The organism is Bacillus sp. JJ1474, assembly GCF_036965225.1.
Taxonomy (GTDB): domain Bacteria; phylum Bacillota; class Bacilli; order Bacillales; family Cytobacillaceae; genus Cytobacillus.
The window spans coordinates 6,000-16,035 of the sequence record NZ_JBALPC010000130.1; the positions used below are offsets into that span (position 1 = coordinate 6,000).

Annotated in this window: 8 protein-coding genes and 1 other RNA gene; 8 read left to right on the plus strand and 1 reads right to left on the minus strand. The window is 41.5% G+C overall.

The annotated features are described in order from the left end of the window. Positions 1 to 179 precede the first annotated feature (179 nt). From tpiA to eno, 3 genes are read left to right on the plus strand one after another with little or no spacing between them, the layout of a single operon-like run. Positions 180 to 929 carry a triose-phosphate isomerase gene (gene tpiA, locus V7164_RS16305; RefSeq protein ID WP_335344038.1) on the plus strand — a complete coding sequence of 250 codons (750 nt, stop codon included), beginning with the start codon at positions 180 to 182 and terminating at the stop codon, positions 927 to 929. Further along, a complete protein-coding gene (gpmI, locus tag V7164_RS16310) occupies positions 922 to 2,457 on the plus strand; it encodes a 2,3-bisphosphoglycerate-independent phosphoglycerate mutase (protein ID WP_335354609.1) in 1,536 nt (511 codons plus the stop codon). Before tpiA ends, gpmI begins: the two co-directional genes overlap by 8 nt. 43 nt (positions 2,458 to 2,500) lie before the next feature. Beyond that, entirely contained in the window at positions 2,501 to 3,796 is a 1,296-nt protein-coding gene (gene eno / locus V7164_RS16315) for a phosphopyruvate hydratase (protein WP_335354610.1), read from the plus strand. 121 nt (positions 3,797 to 3,917) lie between these two features. On the opposite strand, the gene V7164_RS16320 is transcribed toward eno, so the two are convergent. Continuing rightward, positions 3,918 to 4,907 (minus strand): nuclease-related domain-containing protein, encoded by a 990-nt coding sequence (locus V7164_RS16320; RefSeq protein WP_335354611.1) that lies wholly within the window; start codon positions 4,905 to 4,907, stop codon positions 3,918 to 3,920. A 160-nt stretch (positions 4,908 to 5,067) separates the two neighbouring features. Here V7164_RS16320 and secG point away from each other — a divergent pair, with 160 nt between their 5' ends. The 5 genes from secG (at position 5,068) to ssrA (ending at position 9,744) form a co-directional block, all read left to right on the plus strand. Then, positions 5,068 to 5,301 (plus strand): preprotein translocase subunit SecG, encoded by a 234-nt coding sequence (secG, locus tag V7164_RS16325; protein ID WP_335344034.1) that lies wholly within the window; start codon positions 5,068 to 5,070, stop codon positions 5,299 to 5,301. Between the two features lie 168 nt (positions 5,302 to 5,469). Further along, the gene (locus V7164_RS16330; RefSeq protein WP_335354612.1) at positions 5,470 to 6,216 is read left to right on the plus strand and encodes an alpha/beta hydrolase; all 747 of its coding nucleotides are present in this window, start codon (positions 5,470 to 5,472) and stop codon (positions 6,214 to 6,216) included. A 33-nt stretch (positions 6,217 to 6,249) separates the two neighbouring features. Next, positions 6,250 to 8,586 carry a ribonuclease R gene (gene rnr, locus V7164_RS16335; RefSeq protein ID WP_335354613.1) on the plus strand — a complete coding sequence of 779 codons (2,337 nt, stop codon included), beginning with the start codon at positions 6,250 to 6,252 and terminating at the stop codon, positions 8,584 to 8,586. Positions 8,587 to 8,761: 175 nt separating this feature from the next. Then, a complete protein-coding gene (gene smpB / locus V7164_RS16340; protein WP_335344031.1) occupies positions 8,762 to 9,229 on the plus strand; it encodes an SsrA-binding protein SmpB in 468 nt (155 codons plus the stop codon). A 156-nt stretch (positions 9,230 to 9,385) separates the two neighbouring features. Next, positions 9,386 to 9,744, plus strand: a transfer-messenger RNA (tmRNA) gene (gene ssrA, locus V7164_RS16345). The last annotated feature ends 292 nt before the right edge of the window (positions 9,745 to 10,036 follow it).

Below are 10,036 nucleotides of genomic sequence, written 5' to 3' on the forward strand. Positions count from 1 at the left end.
CAAGAAAAAAGCGTGAGGAAGGTAGTGTTCATAACTCCTTTCGGCAAGAAAAAAGCGTGAGGAAGGTAGTTAAGGAGCATTCATAACACCCTTCGACAGGAAATATCCGTATCAAAGGCAGTTATAACGCCCCCGAACGGTGAACCCTAAATTTTTTTATCAAAAAAGGATGTGCCAGCATGCGTAAACCAATTATTGCAGGAAACTGGAAAATGCATAAAACCCTTTCAGAGGCGAAAGCATTTTTTGAAGAAATCGATGGCTCGATTCCGGACCAAGATAAGGTTGAAACAGTAGTTTGTGCACCTGCTCTATTTTTGGAGGCATTAGTAGGCTATGGTGTAGGCATAGGTGCTCAAAATATGCATTTTGAGGAAAGCGGTGCTTTTACAGGAGAAATCAGTCCTGCAGCACTTGAGGATATCGGCGTCACGTATGTCATTCTCGGTCATTCGGAGCGCCGTGAAATGTTCAATGAAACTGATGAGGCTGTCAATAAAAAGACTTTGGCTGCGTTCAAATACAATCTAACGCCAATCGTCTGTGTTGGTGAAACACTGGAACAGCGTGAGAACGGGGAGACAATGGCGTTTGTTGGTTCCCAGGTTGAAAATGCATTAAAGGGTTTGTCTGAAGAACAAGTCAAACAAACAGTGATTGCCTATGAGCCAATTTGGGCGATTGGTACGGGGAAATCCTCAACAGCGGAGGATGCAAATGAAGTATGTGCCCATATTCGCCAAGTAGTGAGAGATCAATTTTCACAGGCTGCTGCTGAAGCGTTACGCATTCAATATGGGGGCAGTGTGAAGCCCGCTAATATTAAAGAATATATGGCTCAACCAGATATTGATGGGGCTTTAGTAGGCGGAGCAAGTCTTGAGGCGCAATCCTTCCTGCAATTATTGGAGGCAGGGAAGTATGAGTAAATCCCCGGTAGCTTTAATTATTCTTGATGGATTCGGCTTAAGGGCAGAGCATAAAGGAAATGCCGTTTATCAGGCGAAGAAGCCGAATTTTGAACGGTTCTGGAATACATACCCGCATTCCACGTTAACGGCATCCGGAGAAGCGGTTGGTCTGCCTGAAGGACAAATGGGCAATTCTGAAGTAGGTCATCTAAATATTGGAGCCGGCCGGATTGTGTATCAAAGCTTAACTCGAGTCAACGTGGCCATTCGCGAAGGCAAATTCGATAAAAATGAAACATTCTTAAAAGCGATGGACCATGTGAAAAAGAATGGCACCAACTTACATATTATGGGTTTGCTGTCGGATGGAGGCGTCCATAGTCATATCAGTCATCTGTATGCACTCCTGCATCTTGCCGCAGAAGAAGGCGTAAAGAACGTCTTTGTTCATGGTTTTTTGGATGGACGTGACGTTGGCCCGCAAACAGCAGGAGGCTACATAAAAGCAGCAGAGGAAAAAATGAAGGAATACGGTGTTGGAAAATTTGCTACCATTTCTGGCCGGTATTACTCCATGGACCGGGATAAGCGCTGGGAGCGGGTTGAAAAATCCTATCGCTCCATGGTATACGGTGAGGGTCCAACATATTCTAAGGCGGTCGATTTGGTGGAGGATAATTATAGTCATGGGATTTTTGACGAATTCGTCCTTCCATCTGTCATAACGCAAGAAAATGGAGAGCCTGTTGCAACGATTCAAGATAATGACGCGGTTATTTTCTATAATTTCCGTCCGGACCGGGCGATCCAAATTTCGAACACCTTTACGAATAAGGATTTCCGTTCATTTGATCGGGGGACAAAGCATCCGGAGAATCTTTTCTTCGTATGTTTGACTCATTTTAGTGAAACTGTAGACGGATATGTAGCATTTGAGCCGAACAACTTAGATAACACGCTAGGAGAGATTATTTCTCAGAATGGCTTAAAGCAGCTGCGAATTGCAGAAACGGAAAAGTATCCTCATGTGACGTTTTTTATGAGCGGCGGTCGTGAGGCGGAATTCCCTGGTGAAGAGAGAATCTTGATTAATTCGCCAAAGGTTGCAACATATGACTTAAAACCCGAAATGAGCGCTTATGAAGTAACAGATGCCTTATTGAAGGAAATTGAAGCGGATAAGTTTGATGCGATTATCTTAAACTTTGCCAATGCCGATATGGTCGGTCACTCCGGTATGCTCGAGCCAACGATTAAGGCTGTAGAAACGGTTGATGAATGTTTAGGAAAAGTTGTGGATTCCATTATTGCAAAAGGCGGAAAAGCGATTATTACAGCCGATCATGGAAATGCAGATGAAGTGGTAACACTTGATGGCCACCCGATGACCGCCCATACGACCAATCCTGTGCCTGTTATTGTGACGGCAGCTGGAATTGAGCTGCGTGATGGCGGAATCCTTGGTGATCTGGCGCCAACTATACTTGATTTGCTAGGGCTGGAGAAACCAGCTGAGATGACTGGAAAGACGCTTGTGAAAAAATAAATTTTTTACTACTAAAAAAAAGATTTTAAAGGAGAGAAAAGATATGCCATATATCCAACATGTTTACGCTCGTGAAGTATTAGATTCCCGCGGTAATCCAACTGTAGAGGTAGAAGTCATTACAGAGTCTGGTTTCTTTGGCCGTGCCATTGTTCCATCTGGTGCATCAACAGGTGAATACGAAGCAGTTGAGCTTCGTGACGGTGACAAATCCCGTTACCTTGGAAAAGGTGTTCAAAAAGCGGTTAATAACGTAAATAATATTATTGAAGAAGCGCTTATCGGCATGGATGTGACGGATCAGGTTGGCATTGACCGCACGATGATCGAATTAGACGGTACTGAAAATAAAGGCAAGCTTGGCGCGAATGCTATTTTGGGCGTATCTATGGCTGCAGCACACGCGGCTGCTGAGTCTGTGGGTCTTCCTTTATATCGCTATCTTGGCGGCTTCAATGCAAAGCAGCTTCCGACACCAATGATGAACATTATTAACGGAGGATCACACGCTGATAACAACGTAGATTTCCAAGAATTCATGATTATGCCTGTTGGAGCGCCTACTTTTAAGGAAGCAATCCGCATGGGTACTGAGGTTTTCCATGAATTGAAGAAGGTTCTTTCAGGTAAAGGCCTTAACACGGCTGTTGGGGATGAAGGCGGTTTTGCACCGAACCTTGGCTCAAACCGTGAAGCTTTAGAAGTGATTATCGAAGCAATCCGCAACGCTGGATACGAAGCTGGGAAAGATATTTACTTAGCAATGGATGTAGCTTCTTCTGAATTCTACAATAAAGAAACAGGCAAATACGATTTAGCTGGCGAAGGCCGCACAGGCTTAACTTCTCAAGATATGGTGAGCTTCTATGAGGAGTTAGTTAATGAGTTCCCAATTATCTCCATTGAAGACGGCTTAGATGAAAACGACTGGGAAGGTCATAAACTTTTAACAGAGCGCATTGGCGGGAAAGTTCAGCTAGTTGGAGATGACCTTTTTGTAACAAATACGAAGAAGCTTGCTCAAGGAATTGAGCAGGGTGTCGGCAACTCCATTCTAATTAAAGTGAACCAAATCGGTACATTAACAGAAACGTTTGAAGCGATTGAAATGGCGAAACGTGCAGGCTACACAGCCGTTGTTTCCCACCGTTCAGGCGAAACAGAAGATGCCACAATTGCTGACATCGCTGTAGCAACAAACGCTGGACAAATCAAAACAGGCTCTATGTCACGTACGGATCGTATTGCAAAATATAATCAATTACTCCGCATCGAAGACGAGCTTGGCGATTTAGCGGTATATGGTGGATTGAAGAGTTTTTATAACTTGAATAAGTAACTAGTAGGAGGTGACTGCGGGGACAGTCACCTTTTCTATATGAAGTGACCGATATAGTTGATGAACTGACCGATATATCAAAAAAGTGACCGATATAATAGTGAAGCTGACCGATATATCATCAAAACTGACCGATATCTCTACTTAAAAGGATGTCAAGGTGATAAATACGGCCTTTATTTGAACCGGAATGAGGTAAATTCATAGAAAATAATAACTTTTTTGCAATATCCGCGGAAGAAATTTGCAAAAACTCCCGAAATTGCTGATTTGTAATCGAAGAATCTATTAAAAGACAGTAATCTAATAAAGCTTGTTGGTGGGCAGCCTTATCTTTGAGCTTACATATGGAACAGAACCATGTTCCGTATATACGGTTCATTGGTGAAGCCTTACAATTTGGGCATTGAACACCTGTTATTAAGGTGGATACAGAAATTTTGTATTTCTCCAGCACGTTGACTTTTTCAGGCGTGTGGCTATTAACTAGAAGCTTGGTTATTCTTATTATCTCCCGCTTTGTTAATTTCTCTCCCGTAAATGATTTTTGCATTTTTTCAATACGATCCAATAATTCATGGGCATGTAAGACTACTTTAAAAGCTACATGATTTTTTGGATCTGTTTTTATGACGGTAGTCGGGTTGCTAATGACAACTAAATATTCAATAGGAATTGAAATGTTTCGCTGGTGCAGCCAATATCTTAATTCTCTCTTCTGCCTTTCAGCTTGTGTAATGGGATCCAAAAATCCATCTTCATTGTCATTCAAATATCGGATAAGCTGTTTAAATTTGGAATCAAAAAAGAGGGTCCCGCTAATATTCTTTGTTTCAAGTATGAGGGCAAATGTGGGGGATAGAATAAAGGTATCTATCTGGAAGTATTCGTGTCCGTTGGATAGGCGAAGATTTTTGACAATGGTGAATTCTTTGTCAGTAAGAATATTAATGTAATAATCAGTAGCCACTTCACCGCGGAAGCCTGCTTTTCGCTTTGCTAAATCTTTTTCAATTAGTGGCCGCTTTTCAAAATTCGGTGGCAGCCTATTCAATAATGCTTCACAAGCTAGAATTTTAAGGGGAATGGTTCTTTCTTTTACAATCAACATGTTCACTCCTTATTTAATATACATATATCTTCAATCTTAATATAAGAATTCCTCTTTTTTAAATTACCATTTGTAAATCCCGTGCCGTACTATTGTACATCTTACAAAAATATGATAAATTTAAAATATTGTAGTTGTGCGTTTTCAGGAGGTGGCCTTGATGCATACATTATTTATTGTTTTATTAGCGATTGTTTCTGTCGGACTTATACTTGTGGTGCTTCTTCAATCTGGTAAAAGTGCTGGTCTTTCCGGTGCAATTTCAGGAGGAGCGGAACAGCTTTTTGGGAAGCAAAAAGCACGCGGTCTTGATTTAATTCTACACCGCATCACAGTTGTTCTTTCTGTTCTATTCTTTATTCTGACTATTTTAGTTTCGTATTTCGCATTATAAAAAATTGCCTGGCCTTACGAAGGTCAGGTTTTTTTTCGTTTGTTAAAGATGGTTTTTATTGGATTGTAATCCCTTGGTTTGTTAAAAATATAGATAATCAAGTTAATCAAACGTTTGTTTATACGCTTTTAAACAAACGTTTAGTTAAGAAAAAAGGAGTCTTACATAATGAAGATTGTAGCACCGAAGCCGTTTACCTTTGGAAATGGAAAACGAGCAGTATTGCTGTTGCATGGATTTACAGGGAACACAGCGGACATGAGAATGCTTGGACGTTATCTTGAAGGGAAAGGGTATACCTGCCATGCGCCACTTTATAAAGGACACGGGGTTCCGCCGGAGGAACTGATTTCTACGGGACCTGATGACTGGTGGGAAAATGTCATGGAAGGGTACGAGTTTTTGAAAAATAAAGGCCATCAGGAGATAGCTGTGTGCGGCTTGTCATTAGGCGGCGTATTTTCACTAAAATTGGGTTACACTGTACCTATAAAGGGAATTACTACGATGTGTGCGCCGATGTATATAAAAAGCGAAGAAGTGATGTATGAAGGAATTCTGCAATATGCCCGGGAATATAAAAGGCTGGAAGGAAAAACCGAAGAGATCATTGAGCAGGAAATGACTGAATTCTGTAAGACGCCAATGAAAACATTAAAGGCTCTGCAAAATCTGATCTCGGATGTCCGTCAGCATGTGGATACAGTTTATTCACCGACATTTGTTGTACAGGCACGGCATGATCACATGATTAATACAGACAGTGCCAATATTATTTATAACGCAGTCGAAACAGATTTAAAGCAGCTGAAATGGTACGAAGAATCTGGGCATGTCATTACTTTCGATAAAGAGAAAGATTTGCTGCATGAAGACGTCTATCAGTTTTTAGAAAGACTTAATTGGGAAGAATAATAGAAACGAACCTCGAGAGGGAGGGAAAAGTAAATGGAAAATATTCAACAGATCATTGACAAGCTTCTCTATTATATGAAGGATGAAGCCTACAAGCCATTGACGGTCCAAGAAATGGAGGCGGCATTTGGAATTGAGGATTCATCCGATTTCAAGGACTTCGTCAAGGCATTAGTACAAATGGAAGAAAAAGGGCTTGTTGTAAGAACAAGAAGCAATCGTTACGGACTGCCGGAAAAAATGAATCTGATCCGCGGTAAGTTAACGGGTCATGCAAAGGGTTTTGCCTTCGTCATACCTGAAGAGCCAGGGATGGATGATATTTTTATTCCGCCAAATGAAACGAACAACGCGATGCATGGAGATATCGTCCTAGCACGAGTCAGCTCGGAAAGCTCAGGACAAAGAAGAGAAGGAACCATCGTCCGAATATTAGAACGTGGGATTCAGCAAATTGTTGGAACCTACACAGAGAGTAAGCATTTTGGTTTTGTTCTGCCTGATGATAAGAAGTTCACTAGCGATATTTTTATTCCGAAAAATGCATCCTTAGGGGCAGTGGAAGGTCATAAAGTGGTAGTGAAACTGACCACTTACCCAGAAGGAAGGAAAAGTGCAGAGGGAGAAGTCATTCAAATTCTTGGTCACAAAAATGACCCGGGTGTGGACATCCTGTCAATCATACATAAACACAATCTGCCAATGGCTTTTCCGGATGAAGTGATTAATCATGCAAATAGTACACCTGAAACAATTGCGGAAAGCGATCTAGAAAACCGCCGCGATTTAAGAAATGAAACGATTGTGACGATTGATGGAGCTGATGCAAAGGATTTAGATGATGCCGTTACCGTGACAAAATTAGCAAACGGAAATTACAAGCTCGGTGTACATATTGCTGATGTTTCACATTATGTGACGGAAGATTCCCCTATCGACCGGGAAGCATCTGACCGGGGAACGAGTGTCTATCTAGTCGATCGGGTGATACCGATGATTCCTCACCGTCTGTCAAATGGCATTTGTTCATTGAATCCGCAGGTGGACAGATTGACCTTATCATGCGAAATGGAAATTACCTCGAGTGGAGAGGTTATATCACATGAAATCTTCCAGAGTGTGATTAAAACAACGGAGCGGATGACGTATTCGGATGTGAATAAAATTCTTGAGGATCAGGATGAGGAACTGCTGAAGCGTTACGATCCGCTAATCCCAATGTTTCAGCTTATGGGAGAGCTTGCTCAAATTTTACGAGAAAAGCGGATGAAGCGCGGTGCCATTGATTTTGATTTTAAAGAGGCAAAAGTAATTGTGGATGAAGAAGGAAAGCCAAATGATGTTGTTCTTCGTGAACGTTCTACAGCAGAAAGGCTAATTGAAGAGTTTATGCTTGCTGCCAATGAAACGGTGGCTGAGCATTTCCATTGGCTGGATGTTCCGTTCATCTATCGTATACACGAGGATCCGAAAGAGGATAAGCTAAGAAGATTTTTCGAGTTTATTACGAACTTTGGTTATTTAGTTAGAGGAACGGCCAATGCTGTACATCCGCGGGCATTACAGGAAATAATCGAAGAGGTGCAAGGAAAGCCGGAAGAAATGGTAGTTTCGACGGTGATGCTTCGCTCGATGCAGCAGGCTAAATATTATCCGGAAAGCCTGGGACACTTCGGGCTGTCAACGGAGTTTTATACGCATTTTACTTCACCGATTCGCCGTTACCCTGACTTAATTGTCCACCGGTTAATCCGAACGTATTTAATTCAAGGCAAGCTAGATGCAACGACAAGAGAAAAATGGAATGTCCTATTACCGGATATTGCCGAGCATACCTCCAATATGGAACGAAGAGCAGTTGACGCGGAGCGGGAAACAGACGAGCTGAAAAAAGCTGAATATATGGAAGATAAAATTGGCCAAGAATATGATGGAATTATTAGCTCTGTTACGAACTTTGGGATGTTTGTTGAGTTGCCGAATACGATTGAAGGTCTAATTCATGTTAGTTATATGACGGATGATTACTACCGTTATGATGAACGCCATCTAGCAATGATTGGTGAACGTACAGGCAATGTCTTCCGAATCGGGGATGAAATTACGGTTAGAGTGATTAAAGTAAATAAGGAAGAGCGTTCTATCGATTTTGAGATTGTTGGCATGAAGGGGACCCCTCGGAGAAGGGATTCCAAAGAATTACCGAAGATTATCCGAACTGGCAGCAGCGAGCGAAAGCCTCGTAAAGGGAAATCTGAACAAGGCCAAGGAAAAAATAATAATGGCAAAGATTCAGGAAAAAGTCCAAGAAAGAAAAAGAAGTTTTACGACAATGCCCCAAAAGCGAAGAGAAAGAGTAAAAAGCGTTAGTTTATAATATTAGAGGGCCTTTATCAATTTTAGGCTCTCTTTTTCAATCCACCTAGGCTCTTAATTGAGCGAGCCTTGGAAATTTGCTACAATGAGGTTATCGAAAAATTCCTTTCTGCTAGTTAGCCCCCAAAAGGTTTTGTTCTTGCAGAAAAGAATGTAAGGGGGAAATGTCATGCCAAAGGGCGCAGGAAAAATGATTGCCCAAAATAAAAAGGCTTATCATGATTTTGCAATAGAAGAAACCTATGAAGCTGGAATTGTCCTTCAGGGAACTGAAATCAAATCTATTCGTGCAGGCAAAGTTAACTTAAAAGATTCGTATGCCAGAATTGAAAAAGGAGAAGTTTTTCTCATTGGGATGCATATTAGCCCATACGAACAGGGAAACCGCTACAACCATGATCCATTGCGGACAAGAAAGCTGCTTCTTCACGGAAAAGAAATCAGCAAATTGATCGGCGACACGAAGGAAATTGGTTATTCAATTGTTCCATTAAAGCTATATTTGAAAAACGGCTTTGCGAAGGTGTTAATCGGCCTTGCAAAAGGTAAGAAGAAATACGATAAACGTGAAGATCTGAAAAAGAAAGAAGCGAAACGTGAAGTAGACCGTGCTTTCCGCGAAAGACAGAAGATGTAGGATTGTTTTACAAAAACTTACAATTGAAATTGTGGTTAGATGTGCTATAATAATAACTGTCACGAGGCAGTGACACATAACTTTAGCTCAGCTAAACTTGAGCATTCCGTTAGTTGTCAGCATGCAGAATAAGCTTCGGTGCAGACCTTTTATAATGGGGACGCTACGGATTCGACAGGGATAGTTCGAGCTTAGGTCGCGAGTCGAGGGGATCGGCCTCGTTAAAACGTCAAAGCCTATAACTGGCAAACAACAAAACAACTTCGCTTTAGCTGCTTAATAGCGCTTAGCGGTTCGCCCCTCCATCGCCCATGTGGTAGGGTAGCGGACTCACTCTAAGTGGGCTACGCCGGATCTCACCGTCTGAGGGAAAAGGAAGAGCACAACCAGACTAGCTGACCGGACGCCTGTCGATAGGCATAAGGATCAGCGAAGCGCGAATATATCGACTACACTCGTAGAAGCTTAAGTGCCGATGTTTCTGGACGAGGGTTCGACTCCCTCCGTCTCCACCAAATACATATTTGGTGGTTTTTTATTTGTCTTGTGACTTAAACCATAAAAGTGTCAAGGTGACATCCTTATGCTTTAAAAAGGAAGGTTACATTCTTATGCTTTAAAAACACAGTTGAGTATCATAAAACTACACTTTTTGATTCATTACTAATAGTATTCATTATTAAGTATTGTTAAAGGCCATCTTTTGATGGTCTTTTTTATTTGATGTATGACGAAAGATATTTTAGGAGGAAAAGAACTCGTTATAGGTGTAGTTATATAAAAAAGATTGATCATTTAAAATAAAAT

What these genes read in the sequence shown, in the direction of transcription:
- tpiA (WP_335344038.1), top strand. Translation starts at nt 180, where the DNA reads ATGCGTAAACCAATTATTGCAGGAAACTGGAAAATGCATAAAACCCTT.
- secG (WP_335344034.1), top strand. Translation starts at nt 5,068, where the DNA reads ATGCATACATTATTTATTGTTTTATTAGCGATTGTTTCTGTCGGACTT.
- eno (WP_335354610.1), top strand. Translation starts at nt 2,501, where the DNA reads ATGCCATATATCCAACATGTTTACGCTCGTGAAGTATTAGATTCCCGC.
- gpmI (WP_335354609.1), top strand. Translation starts at nt 922, where the DNA reads ATGAGTAAATCCCCGGTAGCTTTAATTATTCTTGATGGATTCGGCTTA.
- V7164_RS16320 (WP_335354611.1), bottom strand. Translation starts at nt 4,907, where the DNA reads ATGTTGATTGTAAAAGAAAGAACCATTCCCCTTAAAATTCTAGCTTGT.
- smpB (WP_335344031.1), top strand. Translation starts at nt 8,762, where the DNA reads ATGCCAAAGGGCGCAGGAAAAATGATTGCCCAAAATAAAAAGGCTTAT.
- rnr (WP_335354613.1), top strand. Translation starts at nt 6,250, where the DNA reads ATGGAAAATATTCAACAGATCATTGACAAGCTTCTCTATTATATGAAG.
- V7164_RS16330 (WP_335354612.1), top strand. Translation starts at nt 5,470, where the DNA reads ATGAAGATTGTAGCACCGAAGCCGTTTACCTTTGGAAATGGAAAACGA.